The following is a 25,547-nucleotide window of genomic DNA, read 5'->3' as shown; positions in this document are numbered from 1 at the left end:
GATCAATAGTTATTCGTAGATATGGACGCTTCCCGTCTGATTGTCCGTGATATAACTCCAATTATATTCAACGCCGAGACCAGGTTCATCCGGAACGGGGACTGTGCCGTCCTCGACATTCTCGATCATGTCCGAGTAGGCACCCTCGTAGACGGGAGGTTGGGTGTTCGCACACTTTGGATGTACGAGTGCAAGTTCATAGTAGTTTGCGTTCCGAACGGCCGCGATACAATGACGCTGGGCTGGCCCAGGGGCGTGGAATTCCACATCAAGCCCGTAGCCCTCTGCCATGTGGGCGATCTTCATTGCACCAGTGATTCCCGCGTCGTATTCAGGATCGGCACGGACGAAGTCGGTCGATTCGTTCTGGACGAAATCAGAGTGAGATTCTAGCCCTCGAATGTGTTCCGTTTGTAGGATAGGCGTATTTAGTTTCTGTGCGAGTTTGCGATGAGCATGTTGGGAAATGCCAGCGTCGCGGAAGGGATCCTCGTACCAGTAAAACCCCTCTTCGTCGAGTGCCCGTCCAACTTTGAGAGCATCGCCGAACGTCTCGTACTCGCAAGCTGGGTCAAGCATTAGATCCATTTTATCGCCGACGCGCTCACCGACTGCGTGAACAGCTGCTATCTCGCGATCGATTTTTCGGGATGCATCACTCCCTCCCCAACCGTGAATTTTGTAGCCGTCGAATCCTCGATCGTAACATTCCTCGGCAAAATCGGCGAATGCTTCTGGCGAGTCGAGACCACCATTTTCGTCGCCGTGGTATGTTGAGGCGTAGGCAGGGAGGCGCGTCCGATACGTTCCGAGTAGTTCATGGATTGGGGCGTTGTAGTACTTTCCTGCGAAGTCCCAGAGCGCAATGTCAATAGGGCCGATTCCCATCCGATCGTACTTCCGTAATGCGCGTTTCACTTCACTCCAGTGCTTTTCGCGTTGGAGCGGGTTCTTCCCAACGAGATAATCGGCGAACATATTCCACTGGGCGGCAGCCGGCGAATTCCCTCCAACGTATTCGCCAGTGATACCCGTATCAGTGTGGACTTTAATCGCGAACAGTTTCCGCTCGGTGGTGGTTCCCGGCTCGTAGACGAGATTGAACCCGGCTTCATCTGTCCCGACGTCTTCGAGCGGGTACTTGAATTCTACACTTTCTATACGGGTGATTGTCGGACCCATATAACTACCATATTGAAGCGCTATGATAAAAGTATTCACCAAATAGATGTCATCATCCGTATAGCGAGAGACGGCAAACGAGAGAGGATTACCATTGTTTCGGAACGAACCTTTAAGTCACAGCTACTAATTTTTGATGACGATGCAATTCGTTCGCTACACAGCCAGCGGGAATCCCCAGTGGGGCGTCCTATTAAACGGAAAAGTGTATGCACTGAATGCCCTCCCGACAGGCACGCCAATACTTTCCGAGATTGGCGACGTGAGTTACCGCCAAGCCATCCGGCGTGCAGTTGAAAACGAGGCACTCCCCGTTCTCGACCATGGGAATATTTCGCTTCTCGCCCCGATTCCGAAGCCGGGCAAGATAATCTGTGCCGGGATGAACTACCATGACCACGCCGAAGAGCAGGATGAGGAAATTCCCGAGGATCCACTTCTGTTCGCGAAAGCGCCGACAACCGTGACGAATCCAGGCAGCCCTATCGTCCACCCGATTGATGTGGAGGAAGTCGACTACGAGGTTGAGCTCGGCGTAGTCGTTGGTCGAACTGGGCGACGCATTGACGCCGGCGAAGCTGATGACTACGTTGCGGGATACACGGTCATCAATGACGTAAGCGCGCGCGACGCACAGTTCAGTGATGGTCAGTTTTTCCGTGGGAAAAGCTATGACACCTTCTCACCGATGGGTCCCACACTTGTTGCGGGTGATGAATTCGACCCGAACGCGGTCAATGTCGAACTCCGCGTGAATGGAGATATAAAGCAATCCTCGAACACTGAGGAGTTCATTTTCGATGTCGGGGAGCTGATTTCGTACATCAGTAATGTTATGACGCTTCGGCCAGGAGACGTTATCTCAACCGGGACTCCCGGTGGTGTCGGTATTTTCCGCGACCCGCCAGAACTTCTCGAACCTGGCGATGTGGTCGAAGCTGAAATCGAGGGTATTGGAATTCTCGAGAACAGTGTCGTAGCTGAGTAATCTTCCCCGTACAAGCCCATCATTCGTTTTCAGCTCCGTTCTCGTCGAATCAATACGGTTGCTAGGTATTCAGCATTTGTGAACAGGTTTTATATAATACGATAACATCAGTCACGGTACGAATGAGCGAAAACTCGAATCGGGCAAAAAACCCTGTGAAGTCCACAGTGACAACCTTTAGGATTATTGAATCACTCAAAGAGCTAGACGGAGCACGAGTTACAGAACTTGCCCAGCATCTCGACCTGCCTAAGAGTAGCGTTCATAATTATCTCAGCACCCTCGAACAGGAAGAATATGTCATTAAGCAAAATGGCACATATTTCGTCGGACTTCGGTTCCTCGACCTTGGCGCACAAGCACGAAGCAAGCTCCCTATTTACGAAATCGCGAAACCTGAGGTTCGATCCCTAGCGGAGGAGTCGGGCGAACTCTCGAACTTGCTCGTCGAGGAACATGGCAAAGGTGTCTATCTTCATCGCGCAACCGGTGAGGACGCTGTGAGGGTCGATGCAGACACCGGTCAGCGCGTCCATCTCCACAACACGGGTCTTGGGAAGGCCATTTTAGCCCACCTTCCTCAAGGACGAGTAAATGCAATCCTCGACAAACATGGGATGCCGTCAACCACTGAGAATACTATTACCGATCGCGAGACGCTCTTTAAGGAACTCGCTGAGATTCGCGAGCAAGGGTTTGTATTTGACCGCGAAGAACGGCTCAATGGACTCCGGTGTGTAGCTGCACCTATTCTAAATAAAGACAATCAGATCGTCGGAGCCGTGAGCGTCTCAGGGCCGACAAGTCGGATGTCCACTGAACGATTCTCTGAGGAAATTCCTGACCTCCTCCGCAATGCAGTCAACGTTATCGAACTCAATATCGCCTATCGAAAATCCTAGTTTGCGCGAAATCGCCTTTTTCTAGTTGTCCCTCCTGATCCTTACGACGGGTACTGGCATCAGAATTCCTGAAGAACTGTTTGTGCTTAATATCGGTGGGTTCATTAATGACGAACAAACAGAAATATTCTCTAATCTCGACCTTCCTTTACGAACCTTTGTTTGCCAAAGATGAACAACTACGATTCACTCCCTTCTAACCTAATAACTTGGGCGGAAAGCGCACTTGGAACGTAATTCCATGGTTTGGTAGTTGATTTACTTTTGTTTTTAAGAGTATTTTCCTTCCTGACCGTTTTTCCTTCTGTTGTTCAGAGATATCGATAGCCCAAGTTAGTTTATCATTAATGAACTACCCGTCGTTAATACTGAATTAGATATTTGTTATCCAATCATTTTGGCATTCTTTCCTTGAAGTACTCAGTCGAAACGCGCCCTCAACCGTTGGAGGGCCCTTTACATAACTATACATGTAATCGAATTATCGTGCTACCATTTATGTGAATCAAAGACCAATAGACAAGCACGAAGTACAGAGAAATTTTAAAGAAAATGTTGGAATACTAAACCACAGCGATGGACAGTGAAAAGGATTGGACATCAATAGGAGATGCACTCATACTTGCCGGTGCTGATGCCAAAGTTCCTACGCCCCCCTTTTTCGCCTTACGCCTCTTAACATATCTTTGACGTACCAGAGCTTGGGCAATTGCTCACAAGACCATTAATGGGCTTCCGCGACTCGAAAAGGAACAGAGGACTCAATGATAAGTAGTCCATTTCCTGTGGCGATACAAATAATGTATTGGGGCTGTCCGTGAAGCTCCTCGACAAAGGTGGTAATGACCGTTATATCAATGTTAACTGATTCAACAACTTGGGTCAACCTTCGGGTTCGATTTTCTTGCCTAGCATTACAGTAGTATGCTTGTAATGGAACGAGGATGGACTCAAACCTTAGCGAGTAGAGGAGGACAACAGATTTTGTACACCAAGATTTGGCTCAAGCAGACCGGAGTATCTGGAATATCGACAGTTTTGCTATATTGGAGAGACGAAGTCGGAAAAGGCCGAACTTGAGAAGAAACTCGACGAACTGAGCGACACCCGCTCGCGCCTCGAAGATGTCCGATTTAAAATCACAACTGAAGAAGAGAGCATCGAAGCCCTCGAAAACGAAGCGACCGAACTCGACACGGAGGACGCCGATCTCTCTGATTCACCGGATGAGGACGTGGCAGTTCTCGATAATCAGATCCAGCAGCGCCGTGAGCGGAAACAACGGTTCAACTCGACGATGGCCGAACTCCAGACAATCATCCAGTTCAACGACGAGATGCTCGAGGGGACGAGTCCTGAACTGCGTGACGCGCTTCAAACAGACGATGCGTCTGCATCGTCAAATGACTCAATCACTGACCAACTCGTCGAAGATACGGAGACGGTGGTCTGTTGGACATGCGGCACGGAGGTCGAAAAGCGAACCATTGAAGAGACGATTGACCGACTGCGTGATCTTCGGCAAGAGAAACGCGATGAGCGCAACTCGATCGAATCAGAAATCACAGACCTCCAAGACGAAAAACAAACACTCGAGGAGGCACAGCGCCAGCGTGAGCAGACTGAGCAACGACGGCACCAACTCGAATCCGAACTTGAGGAGCGGAACATTCGGGTCGAAGACCTCCGTGAGACCCGAACCGACCTCACAGACGAGATTGAAGCCCTCGAAGACGAAGTCGAAGCACTCGAAGAAGAGGAATACAGTGACGGGCTAGATCTCCATAGAGAGGCGAATCAGTCGAAGTTCGAACTTGGGCGCCTCGAATCTGACCTCGAGAGTGTAGAGGAAGAAATCACGTCCATCGAGTCCCAGGTTGCCGAACAGGAGCAACTTGAAGCGCAGTGAGAAGCGATTCAAGATGAACTCGCTGATCTGCGGACACGTATCGACCAGATTGAAGCGAATGCCGTCGACCAATTCAACGGACATATGGAGATCGTCCTCGACATCCCTGATTATGCGAATCTCGACCGCATTTGGATCGACCGAGTCGAACGTGACGTCCGAGAGGGACGCCGAAAAGTCACGAAAAGCGTGTTCGACTTGCACGTGATCCGCAGTACAGAGTCGGGGACGACCTACGAGGATACGATCGACCATTTGAGTGAGAGTGAGCGAGAAGTTACTGGGCTCGTCTTCGCGCTTGCCGGCCATCTCGTTCACGATGTGTACGAGAAAGTGCCGTTTATCTTGCTCGACTCGCTCGAAGCGATCGATTCCAATCGGATTGCGACGCTCGTCGATTACTTCAGCGAGTACGCGGGGTACCTCGTCGCAGCACTGCTCCCCGAGGACGCAGCGGCCCTCGATGACGAGTATGAGCGAGTGACTGAAATCTAATACCACAAGTAAGCAATTCGGGATTCGATGTCCCCTTGTCGATTGAGGATTTTCTTTGGTTCTTTTCGAGATTCGTGGCGTAGCAATACCCGTTTCGTATCGATAGAACATGTATGGAAAATGTAGAACACCGTAACGTCGACGTGTCGCTCGGCAGCCATGACTTCTGATAAACTTTTACGCATCGTAAACGGATAAGAAGGGGAATTCAATATTACTATAAAGAGATGATAGTGCCAAGGACGCCGAAGAGTGTGTACCCGCATAATCAACTGAAACGTCACATTCATGCTTTCTGCCCGGTAAAGGTGCGACTTCGTGACGGTGACTGTGGCATTGACCGCGCCCCGCCAATCCCCTACGTTCCGAACCGAAGGAAAGACAGTTCGTTCGAGAACCACGTGGAAAGTTAGATGGATTAGCAAAGTTCGATATGAGAAAGCTGCGGTCGGTTCCTTCAGCGTAGTGTTACGGTTCGAGAACTGAATAGGTCAAAAAACGCCTCTGGTACACGTTCCTAGCCTTCCCAACGATCATAGCATGGTGTCGTAATAGTTACTCAAGAAGATTCTACACTTATACTCCTACTCATTGTAACAGTTTATAGTCACTCATAGTCGTCTTCCAAGAGTAGCCTCGTCAACGCGAATGACGAAGAGAATCATTTCCGAATTATACAAAGGATTTATATCGGATAGTTACCCATTTGTTATCATGGCTCAGTTAGCCAGGCAGCCGTTTAGCAGGGGAGAGTATCGAGACCGTCTCCACGAAACGCAACGTCGAATGGAAGATCGGGGATTGAATGTACTTTTGATAACCGATCCCGCGAACATATTTTACCTGTCGGGATACGATGCGTACTCCTTTTACGTACCCCAAATACTGCTCGTGACGCCTGACCGAGACCAGCCTGTCTGGGTCGGTCGTGACCAGGACTACACCTGCGCCACGGAGACGACGTGGCTGGACACCGACAACATCGTCGTTTACTCTGACGAATACGTCGATTCCGAAAAGCATCCGATGAGTTTCGTCGCCGACATCCTCAACAACTGGGGGCGAGCGGACACGACCATCGGTGTCGAGATGAAATCTGATTACTTCTCCGCCCATGCGTATCACGAACTGTCGAGAGCGCTTCCCGACGCGACGTTTGAGGACACGACGAAATTCGTCAACTTCATTCGGATGGTAAAGAGCGACGCAGAAGTCGAATGCCACCGTCAAGCCGCGAAGATATCCGAGCAAGCGATGAAGCAAGGTATCGACACCATCAGTGCCGGTGTAAGCGAGTCCGACGCCGCAGCGACCGTATACGAGGCGCTCCTCGAAGGAACCGACGAGACCGGAGGCGACTATCCCGCGATTGTCCCGCTGATGCCCTCTGGCAAAGGAACCGGTTCACCCCATCTCACGTGGACGAACGAAAAGTACGAGGAAGGAGAACCAGTCATCCTGGAACTCGCTGGCGTGGTAAATCGGTATCACTCTCCCCTTACGAGGACGATTTTCCTGGGAGAACCACCGGAGCAGGTTCGTACTGCCTCCCAGATCATCGTGGACGGCATCGAAGCGGCTCTCGATGCCGTCGAACCTGGCGTCACCTGCGAAGAAGTCGAGCAGGTGTGGCGAGAACGAATCAAAGGGACGATAGTCGAGAAAGAATCGCGAATTGGATACTCGACCGGAATCGGATACCCGCCGTCCTGGGTCGAAAAGACGGCGAGTATCCGACCTGGAGACCAGACGGAGTTACAGCCGAATATGGTGTTTCACATGATTCCCGGTGTCTGGTTCGACGATTACGGCATCGAGATCAGCGAGTCGTTCCTCGTCACCGAAGACGGAGCCGAAGTCCTCGCCGACGTGCCGCGAGAATTGATCGTCAAGAACTAACGAACTGAAGAGCAAACGACCACAACGAGCACTAAACGGAGCACTAGACAGTATGAGCGTTTCACCCGAACTACCCGAGGCGACGGACATCACAATTGTCGGTGGCGGTGTGATCGGCGCGAGTATCGCGTATTTCCTCACCACTCAGACCGACCGAGACGTTACGCTCGTCGAAAAGGATTTCATCGGAGCCGGTTCGACGGGCGATTCGTCGGCCATCATTCGACACCACTACGGCGACCAGGAGATCTACACCAAAATGGCGTGGTGGAGTCATCAGTTCTATCGACACTTCGAATCCGAACTCGACGAGCCGATTGCATACGAGGAGAATTCACGAGTCGTGTTCGCCGAAGAAGGCTCTGACGACGCCGAGTACGCGGAAGATGGGTACGACATCCTTTCCCAACACGATATCCCGGTCACGAGACACGAGCACGATGAGTTCGACGAACGGTACCCGATGCTTGACCTCGACAAGTTCGACTTTGCGGTTAGTGACGATACTGCGGCCTACTCGGATGGAACGGATGTCGCGTCTGGATTCGCACGTGCGGCCGGGACACGCGGCGCAACCATCGTCACCGGAACGGCAGTAGAAGGATTCAATGTCGAAGACGAATCGATCACCTCTGTCGAGACGGACGAGGGAGCAGTATCGTGCAACGACGTTGTGTTGGCTGCAGGCCCCTGGACGCATCGCTTGGCGGAACAGTTGGATGTCGAACTACCGGTCACGCCCTCGCGCGAACGGGTCGTTATTCTCGAACCGACCGAGGAATTCCTCGAAAAATACCCCGACGGCGTTCCGACGGCCGGTCTCCCCGGTGGGTACTACACCCGTTCCGAGTTCGGTGGCGGCGTGCTGATTGCGACCCATCACTCCGGGGAGGAGTGTGACCCAGACCAGTACGATAACCTGCCGAACGAAGACACGCTGCTCGAACTCCACGAGACCCTCTCGGAATACGTTCCCGAACTCGATGACGCCGGAATTCAGGGACGATATAGTGGCGTATATTCGAACACGCCGGATCACGACTTCATCCTCGACCAGTGTGGGCCAGAGGGATGTTACGTCGCTGCTGGATTCTCGGGACACGGGTTCAAACAGGCTCCAGCGGTCGGCCGTCTGATGTCGGATCTCGTCTCGTCCGGGGAGTCAGACCTAGTCGATGTCGAGTATTTCTCACTTTCCCGGTTCGATTCCCACGAAAACGGGCACGGTGGCGGTATCGAATACTGACCCTTAGATAATCACCCCTTAGACTGCTTTCGAATTATATAAACAGATATTTTAATGGCTTTATATTTTTCCTATAGGAACTTAGCAACTTTATGGGGGCGAGTTTCTCACCCTGCACTGCGTATAGACGGAGTATTCGGGAGTGAAATACTGACTATGTGGAGATACGAACCTTGTCCGCGGTCTCGGCGTCGCTTTTTATTCAGCAAAACCTATATTCGGTCACTCTCACCGGCAAAGTAGTTAGGTATTGAAATAAAAGACCAGAGATTTGCATCGCTTCAACTATCATTCTTACCAGAATATTACTATTAACTAGGCAAAAAGATTTAAGTTCACTACTCTATTCGTATGGTATGTGACCACACTGCACATAGTGGTCACATAATAAAAATATGGCACTCGAAAAATTTGTAGATCAAAAGAAAAGGCAGTATGATCAGTTAATCAGTGATCAGGCAAAGATCGGCAAAAAGTCGAAATGGGAACCAAATTCATGAGCAGAAAGGATGGAATGGTTAGTGAATTCGTTGATGAAATTGATCCGATTGTATTTGGCTTCGGTGCTGGAATTACGCTCCTCTTTGTCGCTGTTTTCGCTGCGAGTCCGAAGACAGCCTCACACGTCGTAAGCGGAATTAATCAATCAATCTTGGCATACTTTAATTGGGCATTCATGCTCGTCGTTCTTGGATTTGTTCTCTTTCTACTATATATTATAGTTGGTTCTTGGGGAGATATTAAATTAGGGGGCGTATCTCCGGAATACAGCTACCTTTCTTACTTCTCAATGATGTTCTCCGCCGGACTTGCGGCTGGTGTCGTCTTTTGGGGACCAGTAGAAGCAATTATGCATTTTCAGAACGTCCCCCCACTCTACAACGTCCAAGCGAAGTCAGAAGCAGCGATGCCAATTGCAATGCAGTACTCACTATTTCATTGGAGTATAAGTCAATGGTCAGGATTCACAATTATGGGTATTGCTATAAGCTACTTTAGCTACGTCCGTGGCGCACCGCTTCGAGTTTCTGCAGTTCTCACCCCATTTGTCGGTTCCGACAACGTTGATAACATGTGGGGTACACTCATCGAAATCCTCGCCACATTTGCGACACTCGGTGGAGTTGCCACCTCACTGGGATTCATCGGCAGTCAGCTCATTACTGGCGTTGAATTTAAATGGGGAGTTCAGCCTGGTGATTTAGGAGTCCTTTTCGTCGTTACCGGCATGACGGTGCTGTTTACGCTTTCACTAGTGTTAGGTGTTGACCGTGGTATTCGACGCATCGCGAACTTCAATATTGTGGTGTTTGTCGTGTTGATGCTACTCACACTCATTCTTGGGCCAACAGTGTTTATCCTTCAACTAGGTACACAAGCGATGGGCGGATTTGTGGCTGATTTCTTCGAAATGAGCCTCTTTGTTCATGTCTCTCAAAATGGTCAATGGATAAATCAGTGGACAGCATTTTATTGGGTATGGCCGCTATCCTGGTCACCATTCATTGGTTTATTTATTGCACGTATCTCTCGCGGCCGATCAATCCGTGAGGTTGCTTTTACCGGCATTGGTGCAACAGCCTTAGCGACAATCCCATGGTTCATCGTTCTCGGTGGAACTGGTCTCTGGATGCAACATTCAGGTATCACCGACATTCTCGGTCCAGTTAACCAATATGGCGAAGCTGTTTCCGGTTACGTTCTCTTTAATGCACTACCCTTTGGATGGCTATTGACGATCGGATTCATCCTACTTGTAAGCGCGTCCTTTATCACGTCAGCCGACTCAGCGACACTTGCTGTCTCTATGATGACCACTGGTGGAAAGGAACATCCCTCAGCAATTAATCGAATTTTTTGGGGTATTTCGCTAGGCCTCATTACCGCGATTCTATTAATTATCGGTGGTATTGAAGCACTCCAATCGGCCGCTGTGATTACTGGTGGTCCGTTCGCTATCGTTTGTGTCATAGCTACAATCGGACTTATACAAGCATTTGGTAAGGAACGTGGACGGATTCTTCTTCAAGAAGAGACGACGTTCATCGATTGGTCGCTTGATCAAGAACCTAATCAACAAAGATCCTTGAAATCGAACGAAGATGACTAGATCTTATTCGGAGAACTACTCCACCCCATCCGTCATTACGATCTCCCTGAGGATTAGGGGCTATTAGTTTCGATGACACGCTTTGCAGATACGACGGTATCTGCAAGCTTTTAAAATCATTCTGCGATTCCCGTATCTCATCAGAATCGCATGGCGATATTGAGCTCGATGATTCGGTGAACTGCCCCTATCTTAGTACGTCCGCAAGAAAGGCTGTTGAAGGCAAATCCGCGTTTCGTCGGATGAAAAGCTATACGAAGGACTGCTCCAGTACGCATAACGGCTTATCGATTTGGGCGTCACCTTATGAACACTCTCGTACTCCTATCGCGATTGACGGCGACAAAGTACGAATCTTACTCCGATACTTGGGATCCTCTGCGTTCGCACGGAAATGGATGTCGATCGAAGATCAAAACAGAGTCAAACCGACTATTAGCGCAACCGCGACGCTCATCGTTTTTGTTGTCGATAGCAATCGCATCAGAGAAAATTTTAACGCGTTCTTCAAATATTCAAATATTTATCATTCCCCCGTTTCTTAATGAATATTGTCAATACATGATAGCAGATAGATGCCGGTTCATGTAATATATCTTCTGTCTGTTTTTCGACCAGCAGTTATTCAGACGTCGGCTCCCTACCATACATCTTCATAAACTGAGACTCGATTTGGTTTTCGAAATTATTGACCTCTGATTCTAATGTTTCGACCGCTGATCGTCGAATATCTTCGTTGTAATGATATGTAGGGCCACTAAGATTCAGTGAGCCACAAATATCCCCAATAGGTGACGTTACGACCTTTGCTATCGCCCACAGCCCTTCGATCGCTTCTTCTTCACCTATTGCGTAGCCACGCTCTCGAACCTGTTCTAACTCTTCGTACAGCACCCCTTTTTCGGTGATCGTATTTTCAGTCATCTCCGGAAGTCCCCATTGCTGGATTATTCGTTCGACTTTGTCGTCGGAATACTCGGCTAAGATTGCCTTCCCCGAGGCAGTGCTGTGAACATGAAAGAATCGCCCGTCAGTTAGGAAGTGTGAATCATCAGAGAAATTTAATTCGTTTTGAATTGATATAACGTGGCCATTCTCTTCGACAGCAAAATCTGCTTCTAGATTCGTTTTCTCGGTTAGGCTCGCGACGACATCGGCAGCGATGAGATACTCCGGTTTCCGCCGCCGCACGTAATCCGATATGTGGCAAAATTTTGCGCCGGCGTAGTACATGTTGTTCTCCCGAACGAGATATCCGTACTGTTTGAGCGTATTAAGGTGGTTAAGCACAGTACTTTGTGCGAGGTCGAGATCGTGAGCGAGCTCGGTCGATGTCGCACCACCTTCTCGAACGACCGTTTCGATCAGGCGAAGGGATATCTCTGTCGTCGTTAGTATTCGTCCAGTAGTATTCGGTTTCGCCACATTCCACCACCACGCTTCATTAGCATTCACCGTGGAATATACCTTCGGAACATCCATTTTTATTACCATTTCGTGAAATACCGAACGAGCAAGTAGATTCGTTTGGAGTATCGTCTGGGCCTGTTGTTGATTCAAGCAGATACTCACCATTGGATGCCGGAATCCTGTAGTGCCAATTCGTCTATTCGATGCTAGGATGATCGCACAAGTTGAGACTAGGTGTCTCAATGCATACGGCATCGCTTCGATAGATTAGTTTTTAACCGGGATTGATTGAGTGAATCACCCGATCAGTATAACTGTACCTATCAAGCAGAGTATTTTTCTGGGCAAATTATTTGTGGTTACTGTCTCCTTTGAACTACTACGATGAGAAAAACTGAACTCTCGCATCCCGATTCTGAAACACAATCTCGGTATTTTAACGCTCTTTCAGAGGCACTAGGGGCGGACGGGATTGCAGTCAATTACTTTGAACGTGACCCCGGAATGAGCATTGGAGACTGCTACCACCGCCACCGTGAACAAGAGGAAGTGTTCATAGTCCTCTCCGGGACGGCGACGTTCGATACCGCGGACGGTGAGATATCTGTTGAGACGGGGGAAACGATTCGGTTTGCGCCCGGTGAGTGGCAACGAGGCTGGAATAGAGGGTCTGAACGGCTTCAGGTTCTTGCATTGGGAGCGCCTCGTGAGGCAGGTCCGACTGACCTCCGTCGTGAGTGTCCATCATGTGATCAGCGAACCCCCGTGATTGTTGATGAGAGCGACACTGAAGTGATCTTCTATTGTAAGGACTGTGGGACAGAGACTGGCCAGTATACCTGATTCGAGTTTCCGTTCATTGTCGAAATGCCTGTCCCCTGTCTGTAGCGATTCACACGATCCCAAATCGTGGTAGGATACCTTGATCGCCGTTTACTCGAAAGTGTTATAGATGGTTGTCAAGCGCGTCTACAACAACTTCTTCAGAACAAGCATCAGTTGTCTGCGTTATTTCTAAACGCCTTCCGTAGACACTCGACGATACGATCTGCACATTCACCATTAGGGTCGAGATCCGGATCGTAAATCGTGACCTCAAGCCCAATGCATGCTGGAGACGATAGTAATCTCGCGAGTAGTTCAGCAATATCATTAAAAGATGGACCGTCCTCCTCCGGACAATCCACAGCGGGCATCTCTCTCGCATCAACGACATCAACGTCTAAGTGAATCCAAAATCCAGTAGTATTCCGTGCTACAGTTCGCAGGACCTGATCTGCGAGTTGTGAGCTACTGAGTGCGTTCATCTGTTGACTCGTAGTCGTGTTAATTCCTATTTCTGTTAATTCGTCAATATATTCGTCATTCTCACGGACACCGACCACAGACACATCCTCATCACGTACGTAGGGTCCATGATCTTCAAGGCCGACGAGTCGTACATCACCACGTCCAGTAACAATCACAAGGCTCTCACCTCCCGCAGCCCCGATAGCTTTCGCGTGTCCGGGATGCCGGAAATCGCTGTGTGCATCGAGATAGACGAGCCCGTAGCGACCACGACGTTTGAGTGCTAGCATATTGCCGATCAAGATACTGCAATCGCCACCGAGTACTACGATTTGTCGTTCGCTTTGAATCGTTTCAGTGAGCCGATCTGCCAACGTAACTGAATAGTTCGCTATCGACTCTGCATTACGGTCGCCATCGCCGGGTTCCCAGTTGGCACGATATCGCGGCGGGACCAGACTGCCAGCGTCAGCTGCATCGATTAACTCAAGGAGATTCCGGTCACGGACAGCCCAGGGAAGCTTATAGCAACCAGGTACAGTACCATCTTCCGGTGGACTTAATCCAAGATTAGACGGTGCATCGAGAACGACTATATTAGGCTCGGCCATGATAATCTTCCGGATCGTTAGGTCATAACTTCTCTGATTGAACCACCTCTTCGAGGTTCTCTCTGTTCAAGTAGCCGTCGTTATTCGATTTGCATCGCCAGCAGAGATGTTGGATGGGTGAGTGGCATTCTCGCTGGCACAGGCGTGCAAGAACAACGACCCGACATCGTCGTCTCCTCAACCAGCCTCAAATTTGGAGGAATTCAATTTCATATCGCGACATATACTTTATCAACTATCGGATGGCTGTTTCCGGCAGATAGAGCGCTTTTATCGGGTGATTACACTGGAAGTGGTGGTGTGTAGTGTACTTCCGCATTCATCTCTAGGAAGTGGGTTGGGTTGGGTCGGTGCTGTCGGCGATATTGATTTTGTAGTCGACGCCAGCGAGAGCCTACTGCAAGCGGTTTCATAAACCGTCGTATCGGGCTATCAACGAGGAATCCATAGCTTGGCCACTCCTGCCGGTGACGCTAAGAATACGCGACCTATTACTCATGTTCCTAGCCCTGGTTTGAGGTCACGGAGGGATCCATAGTTTATTCTACTGGACGAGATCGAATCGTGCCAGTAACAAAGACAGGACGACGGTTCTGCTACGACTTGTCACCTCATCATGTGACGGCGTACTCAGGAGTCTTGGTGAGATTGTTACAAAGTCTTGGGAGTTCTTTTGAGCAAGGCGCTCTGAAGAGCTGTCTCCCAGTCCCATAGGTGTGACAGCTTCGACAAGGGAGTATACGGGAGCAACTAGTTTCTAATTTGAAAGCTGTTATCGCGTTTCGTGACCCACGAAATTCGTTCGAAGTCACTTACCCCCTACCCGAACATCATTCAATGTGTACGTTCAGTAGCGACCGTTATGATACCCAATGTTGGCATTCATGAATGAACATCATGGTGTTCAGCTAGTACATTCATTAATGAAGTTTAGAACTACCACGACAATCATTCAGTGGCGGTGTTCGATCACAGTGTTCAGTACCTGTTGTAATAGAGTACACCGACTATATACACCCACAAAATACATTCGATGAGTTCGTCAATTAGTTAACTTCTTTAGACACATTCATTGGTTGTGTTCACTGGTGATGTTCACCAGATTCATTAATTGATTGTATTCAGTACATTAAAATGGGAAGTCCAATCATGAATACGTCTGACGTACATTCAAGGTGAATGGCTCTCAAGAGGTGAATATGTTAGCGTACTCAACGTACAGCGAGGCTGGCGGGGTTGGGAAGACCACAACGGCAGCGAATCTGGCTGTAGCGCACGCTCGCGGCGGTCTCAAGCCACTCGTCGTTCCGCTCGACCCCCAAGATGGGGATCTGTCGCGCCTTTTCGATGTCGACGACCAACGAACGGAACCCGTAGACAATATCGTTCGGCATATGATTCGCCGTCCGAAAGGCGACTTCGACGACCTTATCCGAACGGTCGATGGCGTGGACATTATTCCGGAGCATAACATGCTCTCTGACCTCGCTGAGTACCTCCAACGGGAGAAAGACCAAGCAGAGGCGATGGGCGAGGCGTTTGGAATGCACGCGCAATTACTTCGCGTGCTCCGGGAGGCAGGGGTCCCGGACACGTACGATGTTCTCATCTGCGACCCACCCGCAACCGAGGGACCTCATCTCTACAACGCCATCCATGCGACACGGTCGTTGGTTATTCCTGTGGAACCCACCGCGAAGGGCCGAGCGGCAGTCGAGGGACTCGAATCACTCGTGGCAGGTATAGAGGACCAGCTGGATCTCGACGTCGGCGTTCTTGGAGCACTCCCGATTGGCTTCAAGGATACACGCGACCAACGGCTGATCCTCGATGAAATCGACTATCCGGTTCCAGAGGTCATCGGAGAGCGCGCGTCGCTGATGGAAGGGTGTTGGATGCAGCAATGTTCGGCGTTCACCTACGTCCGCGAACACCGTGACCGTCGTCGCGACTACGAACTCGAAACACTGGCGCAATTCGACCGGGTGGCACGCCATTTTGAGAGCCAAGTCGGGCTCGAAGCCCCGAACCCGCCCGAATCGGGCGACCTTGACCACGAGGTGGTGACCGCATGACGGGAATGAAAGAAGGCGCAGGCGAGAATCCCTTCGCAGAGGATTCCACGCCAACCGAAACAGAGTCCGAAGAACAGCCAGACAGCAGCGACACTTCAACGTCTACTGACGACCGAACCGAGACGAGCGACACAAGTAGTTCCAACCAATCATCACGACAGCAATCGATGCAGATTCCGTACAAATTCCGCCGTGACGGTGTCCAAGATGGTCGCAACCGTGTACCGCTCTTCCTGCAGGAGGACACCAAGAGTGCTGAGCGTGACGCGCTTCGGGAACTCGAAGACCGATTTGATGACGACGTTTCCCTGACCGATCTTCGAGAGGCACTCGTGAAGGTCGGACTCCAGCATCTCGATGAAGCCGAGCAACATCTCGAAGAGTGGGGCTATGGGATGACGTTCGACTAACCCGCCATTTTGCTAGTAGACAGATAGCATTCTATTTCCTCGATTCTCAAGACTTTGCCCCCCACACACAGACAGCGGTTTTCAAGTGTTCTTAAGAGATTTCGAGGGGGAAGGAGTTGGTCGCCAACCACCTTTGTTACTTAAATAACTCACGTAACGCCCCCGTCAGACAGCGGTTTTCAAGTGTTAATACGAGCGCCTGCTGTCGATTTTATGCGTCAATATTTCCAGAAATTATTTCCTATACCATAAACTATATACTATAATCTAGTACTAGTCTAGTAGTAGTTTGTGAGTCATTCAGAAAATAGTTCGTCAGTTATTTCATTTGCTTCGGGTACTCAGCTTTCCTGCTTTGCTCACGTGGAACACTTGAAAACCGCTGGGAGGGTGTTCCCCCTTTTATTATAAAGAACGGAGAACACATGAAACACAGGAAAACACGTGAATAAGATTTATTAGAATGCAAATAATCTTCTAGAGCAATGAGTGATTCCATCTTTGCTGACGACGTCGAGTTGTTCAAGAACAGCGAAGTTTTAGAGGAGGATCACACACCGGAACAAATCGTGTGCCGGGACGAGGTTATGGACGAATATGTGGATGTCCTCAAACCAATCTACAAGGGTCGGCCACCGCAGAACGCCTTTCTCTATGGAGACACTGGCGTCGGAAAGACTGCCGTTACAAAGTACCTCATCAAGCAGCTTCGAAAGGATATCACGGAGAAAAATACTGATTTAGACGAAGAGGAGCAGACTGATCTCAAAGTCGTTCGAATCAACTGCCAGAATCTAACATCGAAACGAGAACGAACCTCCTCATATCAAGTCGCCGTTGCACTCGTGAATGAACTTCGCGATCCAGAACATATGATAGCCGCAACTGGATACGCTCCACAGGCTATCTATTCGATGCTCTACGATGAAATCGACAAACTGGGCGGAACAGTTCTGGTTATTCTCGACGAAGTCGATCGTATCGGCGACGATGATACCATTCTCTACGAACTACCGCGTGCTCGTGATAACGAGAAGGTACAAGCTGCCCGAATTGGACTGATTGGAATCAGTAACGACTACACGTTCAGATCAAATCTATCGCCGAAAGTGCGAGACACGCTTTGTGAGTCCGAAATCAAATTCCCGGCGTATGATGCTAACCAACTGCGACGAATTCTTCGGATGCGAGCTGAAAATGCGTTCCACAATACGAGAGTTTTCTCCCCAGCCGATCCGGAGTATAATGAATATGCTTCAGAAGAGCAGCAAGCAGCGGATGAGGACGTGTTTGTGAGTAAGGTGATGGAAAATGACGTCATTCCGCTTTGTGCTGCCTTCGCAATGCGTGAGTCTTCCGGCAGTGCTCGTCGTGCGATACGGTTACTCCGTCGGTCAGGTGAAATCGCTGAGGGGCAGGGTACCTCGCAGATAACGGAGGAGTACGTGCGACAGGCAATGGAAGATCTTGAGTACGGTGATATGGTTGACTCGATCACCGATCAGGACGCACAGAAACAATACATCCTCGCGGCAATCGCAAATCTCTCTGAACAGAATGCCACTCCGGCTCGTGTTAAAACGATATATGCCGCTTACAAGCGTGTCTATAGCCGATTTGAAGGCGAACCACTTGGTCAGCGAGGAATGTACAACCATCTGACTAAATTAGTCATGCTTGGATTTTTGAACCAAATAGAAAATAATACGGGCCGCAAAGGCGGGCAGTATTACGAGTTCGAATTCAGCGATGAAGTCGGCGCTAAGAAAGTCCGAGAGGCGTTCAAGCGAATGGAAACCACATGGCCAAAGGTCAATATCTCGTCAATCTAGTGGCCGGCAAGTTACAGCGAACACTTGAAAACCGGTGTGGGCGTTTTCATACACGAATTTTCTGCGGGTTCAGAATTTAGCGTGGTGATACACTTGAAAACCGGTGTGTCGATTCTTCCCATTCTTGATTACTAATTAGTGCCTTCAGTCATGGAGAAACCAACTAGCTGATACGGAAAACAGCTGTTAGTATACCACTTTAACATCGATTGCCAATCTTCGCATGGCGTGTATCGCTGAGCTCCATCTTCTTCGAATCATCTGATAGTACCACCGTCACACTCACAACTGCAAAGTGTGGTCTCGCTGCTTGATCCATGTTTTGCCAGTCATTTTGAATCGATCGGAAGTTCCATGACGTCATTCGCGAGGAAACTTCTGCAGGATAATTGCGTGAATCCTCTTTCACGATGATTTACCGGTCTCCATCCAGTCGATTCCGTATCTTTCCGTAGAACGGTTTCATTTGAAAACCGGTGTGGGGAGGTAGTCTGCCCATTGAGCATCAGAGTCACTTGCATCGGCCACACCCACCAGCGAACGTGTTGGTTAGAATATTATACTAACTACAGCTTGAAACTCTCACACCTGTTCTCGCCTGATTGTCCCCAGATCCTCCCTACCTGTGCGGATCTCTCTGATGCAATTACGAGCATATTTGGCGCTGGTGTACACGGAGCTCGATCACCGACTTGAAAGCCAGCAGCTTCTACTCTTGGAAGCTGTACCTGATAGCCATTACCCGCAATTTGTAGTGAGGCGTCTGCTACCCGATGAATTGAGACAGTATCCAGAGTAACTGCTGTCACTAGATCGACAAGATTTGGGTCGGTAATACGATCAATGTCGATAACGAGGAGGAGATTATCGAATGCGAACACACGGATGTTCACACGGTAAGCGGTATCGTCGTTGGTTTCTTCGACAAGCCTTGCTGCTCGTGCGGGTTTTGTCACATTAGAGGGCAAATCCATCGCCAGAGCGTTTGATCTCGTTCGCCACTGCTGCATTAGTATATAATGTTAACCAAAGAATGATTGCTTCGCCAGCCGTGCCCTCAGAGAAGTTTCCGCTGGTCGTTCATATTGTCAGTGGAAAGGTCGAGACGTGAATCCACTTACGTGTGCCCGTCTGCATCCAGTTTCACTTCCACTCCGGTTGGCTGACCTCTTTTATCCATCGTCTTCTAAGAAGCGAATGCAGTCATCGTAACCCAATAGACGGCGTGGACCCTGTGCCCCTGCCCATCCTCCCACGCCGTGTGCTCCCCTTGCAACATCACCACCAACACAGAGACGAACGTGTGTTTTGTCCCGAGGATTTACATCATCAGTGCTCGTCTCTAATTATATCGATGATTTCGAATCGGCGACCACCACTCACACCACTTGCGCAAGAAGCGCTCGATGCACTCGTGAACGCTCTTCCGAGTGAGGGAGAGCTCACCTACGAGCACGCGTACGCGATTCTCAAGGACCACGAGGACCTTGAGCAACCTGCTGCCGAAGATATCATCGAACAGCTCTATATGCGTGGCCATCTCTATGAGGTTGAAGGGAAACTTCGGCTCACAGATTACGAATCTGCTTAGCATGGACGATCTCATCACGACGCCCAAATGTGGCTATAAACCTCCACAATCGTACTTCTGACCGGCTATGCGAACGAGGATTTTCCACCAGTACTACGGTGTGCGTTGAGCGGTTCGTAGATGAGGATCGTATTGTTACTGCGGACAGTAACGAGATAGTCATCGATCGTAAATCGCACTTCGACGCCGCTTTCTTTCGTCTTACTTGCTTCAAGAAGCTTTTCGAGGGCGTCTGGGTTCACATATGTATACAGGCTGAGCGAGGTCTGTCCGTTTGGTGGTTGCAACGTGTCGACGAGTGCCTCGATGAGACAGACGGTCAAAGACTGATTTGGCTCAATCGAGTAGGTTGCCGTCAACGCATGTTGGGCTGGAACTCGTGGCCCTGAGGAATTTTCCTTATTTTCAAACCAGCTCGTTGTTTCAGTGGCCAGTATGTTACTCGGCATAGTTTCCAATTATTCTCTATCTAATTGAGTAATAGCCGATCACGCCCAAAACTCCCCGACAGCACAAGAAGAACATGAGATCTAGTATGGTCAATTGACTTGTTGATCGAAGTATGGACTTCCGCGTATACTCTTCCAGAACATTGCGTCGCAGTGATCGGGACCCCTGATCCAGATCCCGTGTTCGGCTTTTTGGACGTGTCTGTCGAACTCGGTTTGCCATGTATTGTATTCAGCGACTTTCGTCGCGTTCGGACAGTGGTGGGTGGTCAAGAGTGTGTTCTGACAGGAGTAGTCATAAAGTTTAGACTGAACATTCAACCAGCCCTGGAATTGTTGACCCGCTCTTGCCTCATTAGTCAAGGCAGTGAAATCCTCAATTCATTGGTCGATCGTACAGTGCATCTGGTCACGTCAATCATCGAAGTCGTTTTGATGACTCCGCTAAGGAGTCACTTGCCGCCATGTTTCGTATTGGACTATTTCTCATCGGTATAGCCCGCACTCTTTCAGAGTCGAAAAACTATCGTAACTTCATATAATTTATCAATTTCAAATCGGATCGTCAGGGAGTGCGTCAACTCCCTAGTCCGTGATGCGCAAGTTACCATCGACTTTGTAGAGATAGCCTCGGAGCAATAATGTTTCAAGGAGATCGTCGGCGAGCAGTTGCTCAACATCATGCGTTCGCAATACTTGTTTCGCTTGCTCGTAGGTAAATGGCTCATCTGGCTCAAAGCGGCCACGAAGATGTGTGAGTGCCTCTTCTGCCATCGGCGATAATGGCGTAGTTTCAGAATCTCGAGGAGACATTATGATTAGGAGGCATTTCGATTTCCACCGAGTTAAGAATTCGGCTCAAACGGGACCGGTTCATAATGTCCCTCTCTTTGTTGTGGATTGCCTGCGATTTCTGCTACCTTACCCACCGATCGCGCTGGAATCACAAGCAATGCAGTCAGACGTGCGTGCGACGTATTTCGAGTGGAACAACGAGGAAAAGGTTGTATTTGCACTGCCGTTATGTGGCCAAAGTAACTAAGAATGTGAGGGATTAACATACTTTGTCGGGTGAGGAAGAGACTTTGGCTCGCTCACAGCGGAACTCATCAATCTCCACCCGACAACGTGGGAGGCGTGCTTTCACATGGCAGATGCGTTCTCACCGGAACCAATCCCACGTTTGAGATGCGGGTTCATCTGCCGAAAGTCGGCGCTCACTACCCTTGCCGCTTTCCAAACAACCTTGCCATCAACTAACATGATCTCCGATGTCGGGATACCTTGTCAAGAGATTCGCCCCGACGAACGTGAGACAACCCAAAGCCCAAAACTACTCACGTTTCGAATTGTCCTAACACCGTCGTCACATATCTAATTACGAACCACCGTCCTTCATAGAACCATGGAAGAAAGACCCACAGCACCGATTATTGTTTTCAGTGGCTCATATTCTGGCGTTTGATTTTGTGATATATTGATAACCTTTTCACGTGTGATTCATTGGCTGGTATATACTTGCAGAGAGAACTTCACGTCGGTTCTTTTGTATGCATGGTTTTTCGGGAGGGACGAATGCTGTGCGTCTAGGGTAAATCAACAGATACTAATAGCGAAATTTGAAAGGCCTAGGTATGCCGGAGTGTCAAAACTGCGGGACATTTGTCACAGCAGATTATGCTCGTGTTTTCACACCTGATGGGATTGATGACCCACGTGTCTGTCCGAGTTGCCCTGATGTTATCCGTGATGGAGCAACCGTTCGAGAAGCTCGATCAAAACGTCGAAACTGACTGATTCTCCCTTAGATCCATCGTGTGCAGCTTTTCTTGCCTTTAAAACCACTGACCCAGGATGGTGAGACCGTGACGATATCAGTGGTAGATTGCATTCGAGAAAAAGTGTGGATACATGAAGTTGTTTGTAGACTCGTTTCAGTTTCACTTCCGCTATGGTTGGCTCAGGACTTTATTCCTTGCGTCTCAAGTAGGGACTGCAGTTAGCGTAATCCAGCAGGCGGCGTGGGCGCTCGTACTCAGCCCAAACCCATCCTTCCACGCCGTGTGCTAATTCCCCTTGTCCCGATGAAGTAAATAGTATCAGAGGGATGCACCGTCCAGGGGTTTACTTGTCGAGAACGCGGATTTTGTACTACCAATGGTTCCAAACGAGAAATCGCCACTCACACCACTTGCGCAAGACGCACTGGACGCGCTCACGACAGCAGTTCCGAGTGAGGGGGAGCTCACCTACGAGCAGGCATCTGCAGCTCTTGCTGGGGGAGAAAATCTTGAACGACCCGCTGTCGAAGATATTATTGAATGACTCTACATGCGGGGGCATCTCTATGCGGCTGAGAAAAAGGCTCTAGCTTACGGATCACTGATTATGACCCTGGATAGGGATGACGGCCTCGGTTGTGAAGCTAACCCGAATTGGCTAGTTATGAAATTTCATTAACGAGTTCATTCTGGAGATTGACATCTGCTGTGCGATTAAATTCATCTGGACTAGGAGTAGTACTCGAACATCCTTTGGAAACAGAGGTGAAATTCATACATGATTCTTGTTTCTGTGCTTGGAGGTTCAGCTTTCGGAGCGGAAGATTCAGATATTGACGTTGATCGAGGCTGCCATCAAGCGTGATCTGTAAGCTCAACACGTTTGAGTCGCCCTCCACACTCAGGACAGATGATATATGACGTCGTAGCTGAGGTTGTTTCACCACAGAGAATACATTCATAGAGTAATTCTCCCGTCTCGGACGTGCGGTACCGGTTGATGAGCGTGTCGAAATTGGGCATCTATCTTTTCCAGGACGAAGGTTTGCGACTCTATCTATAATAATTATTGGCCAGGATCTTGCGAATCAGTGCTAATTGATTCCAAGTACCATATACTAGAAACTATCGACGCAGAATTGCTCCTCTTACTTGAGACTCTCCATTGCGGTGACTCTCGTTCTAATATCATTGATCTGTTCGCCAAGGGTCTCGATGAATGGGGTTGTCTGTGTAGTTGTCACTGCACCCTGTTGCGATGGATCGATCAGATCCGCTTCCTCCAGTTTTCGGAGTGAATAGCGCACTTCGTGATGAGCATAGCCTGATTGATTCGACATTTTTACAATCCCGATCGGTTCATGTTCGACAACCATCTGGAGCACTTCCAGGTGCCGCTTGAGCATGTCCACTTCTTTCTCCACACTGTCGATCATACATGGTAACATGAAACATAGCAAGTTAACCCTTCTCGTCTCGTCAGTGTTTGACTCTCGACAACTAGAGCAACGATTCGAAGCTGGACGTACTAGCTACCGTCGGGCTTCCAGTGGTTCATAGATGAGGATGGTCTTGGTACTGCGGACGACGACGAGATATTCCTCGATCGTGAATCGAACCTTAACGTCACTCTTCTTCTCTGAACTAGCTGCGATAATCTCTTAGAACGCGTCTGGGTTGACATGCTCGTACAAGTAGAGCGAAGTCTGGCCACCGACTGGTGCAGTGACGTCAACGACAGCCTCAACAACACCCAGCGTCGGCGGGCAGTCTGGCTCGATTGAATACGAAGTTGTCAACGTGTGCTGTGGTGGTGGGCTCGGTCCGGAGTGTTCTGTATTGGTTCCGAACCAGCTGGTAGTTTCGATGGGCATTGGTTCACTCTCCCTGGTCACTATTATTACTCAATCAAGTTGAGTAATAGATCCTACCACGGAATTTACTCAAATACCGATACAAACATTCTATCCGCAACAAACGCACTGAAAGTATCTGACCCGGGAATGTTCCCATTAGCTCTTGAGTGTATCATAGCGTTCGTCAACAAGCGTAAAATCCTCAACTCAGGATTTATAAACACAAGTCCCCCAGAGCCCTGTTTGATCAACACATCTTAATCGACGAGTTCGTCAATTTTCACTGCCCAAAATTGTTTAGATGGACGCGGTCTTTGATCCGATCTTTCACGTGATCAGGGTCAGCAACGTCCGTCCAATTCTGGGTGAATTTCATCTCAACTGCCGTATCGCTGCGAATTCCAAGCTCGATGCTCGTGTGTTAACCTTCCATTGTCTGGCGATGATCCCTTTTTATAAAATTACTTATATATTATAATTTTGATTAGTTGAGAACCAGTTTGAGTTCGGCTACCCCTATAATTTTGACTCTGTGCAATAAGCTAGTGACTATGTCTGAGAAGACAGTCGGATTCATCGGACTCGGTATCATGGGCAACCCAATGGCGAAGAACCTCATTGATGCGGGATATGATGTCGTTGGGTACAACCGCTCACAGGAACCAGTGAATGAGCTCGTCGAACATGGTGGTGAAGCGGCTGATTCACCCCAAGATGTTGCCGAACGAGTTGACGTCGTGATTACTTGTCTGCCCGACTCTTCGGTGGTGGAAACGGTCGTTCGTAGTGACGATGGGGTTCTTGCGGGACTGAGTAACGGAATGACGGTAATCGATATGTCGACGATTGCACCGACAACCACTGAGGAACTCGCGGCGGATATCACCGATCAGGGCGCAAACATGCTCGACGCGCCAATCAGCGGTGGCGAAGAGGGTGCAATCGAAGGAACACTCTCAATTATGGTTGGTGGTGACGAGATTGTATTCTCGGAACAGATGGATCTTTTCGATGTCATGGGTGAGACCATCACTCACTGTGGTTCGAACGGTGCTGGCCAAACGACGAAAGCATGTAATCAGATCGTCGTCGCAGCACAGATGGTTGCTGTCAGCGAAGCTCTCGTTTTTGCGGAAAAAGCGGGGGCAAATCTCGATGCTGTCATTGAAGCAATTAGTGGTGGCGCGGCAGGTTGTTGGACACTTGACAACCGTGCGTCGCGAATGATTAATGGGAACTTTGAACCTGGCTTTTTCGCTTCGTATCAGTACAAAGATCTTCGGATTGCAACTAATGCGGGTGAAGCTTTCGGTGCACCACTACCGCAAACGGCGATCGCACACGAACTCTACAAAACGATGGAAACGACTAACCGCGGTCGTGACGACAATTCTGGTGTGATGCAGGTCATCGAGGATCTCGCCGGCGAAGAAGCACGTGTCGACTAAGACGCTCTCTTCCGTTACGTGACGGAGTTCGTTGCTTTCTCAATGACTATAGATCACCTGTTC

The 25,547-nt window shown here is 49.4% G+C and carries 22 protein-coding genes; 15 read left to right on the top strand and 7 right to left on the bottom strand.

Annotation, left to right across the window (positions count from 1 at the left end):
* Positions 1-9: 9 nt before the first annotated feature.
* Positions 10-1,182: an enolase C-terminal domain-like protein gene (locus LIW51_RS16950; RefSeq protein ID WP_227377651.1), complete on the bottom strand. Its 1,173-nt coding sequence runs from the start codon at positions 1,180-1,182 to the stop codon at positions 10-12.
* A 142-nt stretch (positions 1,183-1,324) separates the two neighbouring features.
* Between LIW51_RS16950 and LIW51_RS16945 the strand changes: the two genes are divergently transcribed.
* From LIW51_RS16945 to LIW51_RS16915, 7 genes are all read left to right on the top strand, one after another.
* Positions 1,325-2,170: a fumarylacetoacetate hydrolase family protein gene (locus LIW51_RS16945; RefSeq protein WP_227377650.1), complete on the top strand. Its 846-nt coding sequence runs from the start codon at positions 1,325-1,327 to the stop codon at positions 2,168-2,170.
* 122 nt (positions 2,171-2,292) lie between these two features.
* On the top strand, positions 2,293-3,072 hold the full coding sequence (locus tag LIW51_RS16940; RefSeq protein WP_227377649.1) for an IclR family transcriptional regulator: 780 nt from the start codon (positions 2,293-2,295) through the stop codon (positions 3,070-3,072).
* 1,234 nt (positions 3,073-4,306) lie between these two features.
* Complete coding sequence (locus LIW51_RS16935; RefSeq protein WP_227377648.1) at positions 4,307-4,981, top strand: coiled-coil domain-containing protein; 675 nt, start codon at positions 4,307-4,309, stop codon at positions 4,979-4,981.
* 84 nt (positions 4,982-5,065) lie between these two features.
* Entirely contained in the window at positions 5,066-5,476 is a 411-nt protein-coding gene (locus LIW51_RS16930) for a hypothetical protein (protein ID WP_227377647.1), read from the top strand.
* A gap of 714 nt (positions 5,477-6,190) precedes the next feature.
* Positions 6,191-7,375 (top strand): M24 family metallopeptidase, encoded by a 1,185-nt coding sequence (locus LIW51_RS16925; protein ID WP_368411815.1) that lies wholly within the window; start codon positions 6,191-6,193, stop codon positions 7,373-7,375.
* A 52-nt stretch (positions 7,376-7,427) separates the two neighbouring features.
* Complete coding sequence (locus LIW51_RS16920) at positions 7,428-8,621, top strand: NAD(P)/FAD-dependent oxidoreductase (RefSeq protein ID WP_227377645.1); 1,194 nt, start codon at positions 7,428-7,430, stop codon at positions 8,619-8,621.
* A 496-nt stretch (positions 8,622-9,117) separates the two neighbouring features.
* Positions 9,118-10,731 (top strand): BCCT family transporter, encoded by a 1,614-nt coding sequence (locus LIW51_RS16915; RefSeq protein ID WP_227377644.1) that lies wholly within the window; start codon positions 9,118-9,120, stop codon positions 10,729-10,731.
* 621 nt (positions 10,732-11,352) lie between these two features.
* On the opposite strand, the gene LIW51_RS16910 is transcribed toward LIW51_RS16915, so the two are convergent.
* Positions 11,353-12,291 (bottom strand): IclR family transcriptional regulator, encoded by a 939-nt coding sequence (locus LIW51_RS16910; RefSeq protein ID WP_227377643.1) that lies wholly within the window; start codon positions 12,289-12,291, stop codon positions 11,353-11,355.
* A 234-nt stretch (positions 12,292-12,525) separates the two neighbouring features.
* Between LIW51_RS16910 and LIW51_RS16905 the strand changes: the two genes are divergently transcribed.
* On the top strand, positions 12,526-12,984 hold the full coding sequence (locus tag LIW51_RS16905; protein ID WP_227377642.1) for a cupin domain-containing protein: 459 nt from the start codon (positions 12,526-12,528) through the stop codon (positions 12,982-12,984).
* A gap of 152 nt (positions 12,985-13,136) precedes the next feature.
* Here the strand turns inward: LIW51_RS16905 and LIW51_RS16900 are convergent, their stop codons facing one another.
* Positions 13,137-14,042 carry an arginase family protein gene (locus LIW51_RS16900; protein ID WP_227377641.1) on the bottom strand — a complete coding sequence of 302 codons (906 nt, stop codon included), beginning with the start codon at positions 14,040-14,042 and terminating at the stop codon, positions 13,137-13,139.
* 1,199 nt (positions 14,043-15,241) lie between these two features.
* Here LIW51_RS16900 and LIW51_RS16895 point away from each other — a divergent pair.
* From LIW51_RS16895 to LIW51_RS16880, 4 genes are all read left to right on the top strand, one after another.
* The gene (locus LIW51_RS16895) at positions 15,242-16,117 is read left to right on the top strand and encodes a ParA family protein (protein WP_227377640.1); all 876 of its coding nucleotides are present in this window, start codon (positions 15,242-15,244) and stop codon (positions 16,115-16,117) included.
* On the top strand, positions 16,114-16,527 hold the full coding sequence (locus tag LIW51_RS16890; RefSeq protein ID WP_227377639.1) for a DUF7970 domain-containing protein: 414 nt from the start codon (positions 16,114-16,116) through the stop codon (positions 16,525-16,527). Before LIW51_RS16895 ends, LIW51_RS16890 begins: the two co-directional genes overlap by 4 nt.
* Positions 16,528-17,045: 518 nt before the next feature.
* Positions 17,046-18,359, top strand: a complete 1,314-nt coding sequence (locus tag LIW51_RS16885) for a Cdc6/Cdc18 family protein (RefSeq protein ID WP_227377638.1) — start codon at positions 17,046-17,048, stop codon at positions 18,357-18,359.
* Positions 18,360-19,713: 1,354 nt separating this feature from the next.
* Positions 19,714-19,950: a hypothetical protein gene (locus LIW51_RS16880; protein WP_227377637.1), complete on the top strand. Its 237-nt coding sequence runs from the start codon at positions 19,714-19,716 to the stop codon at positions 19,948-19,950.
* A 65-nt stretch (positions 19,951-20,015) separates the two neighbouring features.
* Here the strand turns inward: LIW51_RS16880 and LIW51_RS16875 are convergent, their stop codons facing one another.
* Positions 20,016-20,273, bottom strand: a complete 258-nt coding sequence (locus LIW51_RS16875; RefSeq protein WP_227377636.1) for a HalOD1 output domain-containing protein — start codon at positions 20,271-20,273, stop codon at positions 20,016-20,018.
* Positions 20,274-20,984: 711 nt separating this feature from the next.
* Positions 20,985-21,173 carry a hypothetical protein gene (locus tag LIW51_RS16870; RefSeq protein WP_227377635.1) on the bottom strand — a complete coding sequence of 63 codons (189 nt, stop codon included), beginning with the start codon at positions 21,171-21,173 and terminating at the stop codon, positions 20,985-20,987.
* Positions 21,174-22,033: 860 nt separating this feature from the next.
* On the opposite strand from LIW51_RS16870, the gene LIW51_RS39930 reads away from it, so the two are divergent.
* Positions 22,034-22,192 carry a DUF7563 family protein gene (locus LIW51_RS39930; RefSeq protein WP_438267384.1) on the top strand — a complete coding sequence of 53 codons (159 nt, stop codon included), beginning with the start codon at positions 22,034-22,036 and terminating at the stop codon, positions 22,190-22,192.
* A 364-nt stretch (positions 22,193-22,556) separates the two neighbouring features.
* Positions 22,557-22,724: a hypothetical protein gene (locus LIW51_RS16865; protein ID WP_227377634.1), complete on the top strand. Its 168-nt coding sequence runs from the start codon at positions 22,557-22,559 to the stop codon at positions 22,722-22,724.
* Positions 22,725-23,035: 311 nt separating this feature from the next.
* Here the strand turns inward: LIW51_RS16865 and LIW51_RS39180 are convergent, their stop codons facing one another.
* Positions 23,036-23,203 carry a rubrerythrin-like domain-containing protein gene (locus tag LIW51_RS39180; protein WP_227377633.1) on the bottom strand — a complete coding sequence of 56 codons (168 nt, stop codon included), beginning with the start codon at positions 23,201-23,203 and terminating at the stop codon, positions 23,036-23,038.
* A gap of 125 nt (positions 23,204-23,328) precedes the next feature.
* Positions 23,329-23,616 (bottom strand): hypothetical protein, encoded by a 288-nt coding sequence (locus tag LIW51_RS16855; protein ID WP_227377632.1) that lies wholly within the window; start codon positions 23,614-23,616, stop codon positions 23,329-23,331.
* Between the two features lie 971 nt (positions 23,617-24,587).
* Here LIW51_RS16855 and LIW51_RS16850 point away from each other — a divergent pair.
* Positions 24,588-25,484 carry an NAD(P)-dependent oxidoreductase gene (locus LIW51_RS16850; RefSeq protein ID WP_227378258.1) on the top strand — a complete coding sequence of 299 codons (897 nt, stop codon included), beginning with the start codon at positions 24,588-24,590 and terminating at the stop codon, positions 25,482-25,484.
* The last annotated feature ends 63 nt before the right edge of the window (positions 25,485-25,547 follow it).

It is taken from the genome of Haladaptatus halobius (genome assembly GCF_020618475.1).
Classification (GTDB): domain Archaea; phylum Halobacteriota; class Halobacteria; order Halobacteriales; family Haladaptataceae; genus Haladaptatus; species Haladaptatus halobius.
The sequence above is the reverse complement of the archived record's forward strand: the minus strand, read 5'-3'. Positions and strand labels throughout refer to the sequence as shown.

Coding starts and splice junctions, on each gene's coding strand:
- LIW51_RS16950 (WP_227377651.1), bottom strand. CDS start 1,182: ATGGGTCCGACAATCACCCGTATAGAAAGTGTAGAATTCAAGTACCCG.
- LIW51_RS16945 (WP_227377650.1), top strand. CDS start 1,325: ATGCAATTCGTTCGCTACACAGCCAGCGGGAATCCCCAGTGGGGCGTC.
- LIW51_RS16940 (WP_227377649.1), top strand. CDS start 2,293: ATGAGCGAAAACTCGAATCGGGCAAAAAACCCTGTGAAGTCCACAGTG.
- LIW51_RS16930 (WP_227377647.1), top strand. CDS start 5,066: ATGGAGATCGTCCTCGACATCCCTGATTATGCGAATCTCGACCGCATT.
- LIW51_RS16925 (WP_368411815.1), top strand. CDS start 6,191: ATGGCTCAGTTAGCCAGGCAGCCGTTTAGCAGGGGAGAGTATCGAGAC.
- LIW51_RS16920 (WP_227377645.1), top strand. CDS start 7,428: ATGAGCGTTTCACCCGAACTACCCGAGGCGACGGACATCACAATTGTC.
- LIW51_RS16915 (WP_227377644.1), top strand. CDS start 9,118: ATGAGCAGAAAGGATGGAATGGTTAGTGAATTCGTTGATGAAATTGAT.
- LIW51_RS16905 (WP_227377642.1), top strand. CDS start 12,526: ATGAGAAAAACTGAACTCTCGCATCCCGATTCTGAAACACAATCTCGG.
- LIW51_RS16900 (WP_227377641.1), bottom strand. CDS start 14,042: ATGGCCGAGCCTAATATAGTCGTTCTCGATGCACCGTCTAATCTTGGA.
- LIW51_RS16895 (WP_227377640.1), top strand. CDS start 15,242: ATGTTAGCGTACTCAACGTACAGCGAGGCTGGCGGGGTTGGGAAGACC.
- LIW51_RS16890 (WP_227377639.1), top strand. CDS start 16,114: ATGACGGGAATGAAAGAAGGCGCAGGCGAGAATCCCTTCGCAGAGGAT.
- LIW51_RS16880 (WP_227377637.1), top strand. CDS start 19,714: ATGATTTCGAATCGGCGACCACCACTCACACCACTTGCGCAAGAAGCG.
- LIW51_RS16870 (WP_227377635.1), bottom strand. CDS start 21,173: ATGGCAGAAGAGGCACTCACACATCTTCGTGGCCGCTTTGAGCCAGAT.
- LIW51_RS39930 (WP_438267384.1), top strand. CDS start 22,034: ATGCCGGAGTGTCAAAACTGCGGGACATTTGTCACAGCAGATTATGCT.
- LIW51_RS16865 (WP_227377634.1), top strand. CDS start 22,557: ATGGTTCCAAACGAGAAATCGCCACTCACACCACTTGCGCAAGACGCA.
- LIW51_RS39180 (WP_227377633.1), bottom strand. CDS start 23,203: ATGCCCAATTTCGACACGCTCATCAACCGGTACCGCACGTCCGAGACG.
- LIW51_RS16855 (WP_227377632.1), bottom strand. CDS start 23,616: ATGATCGACAGTGTGGAGAAAGAAGTGGACATGCTCAAGCGGCACCTG.
- LIW51_RS16850 (WP_227378258.1), top strand. CDS start 24,588: ATGTCTGAGAAGACAGTCGGATTCATCGGACTCGGTATCATGGGCAAC.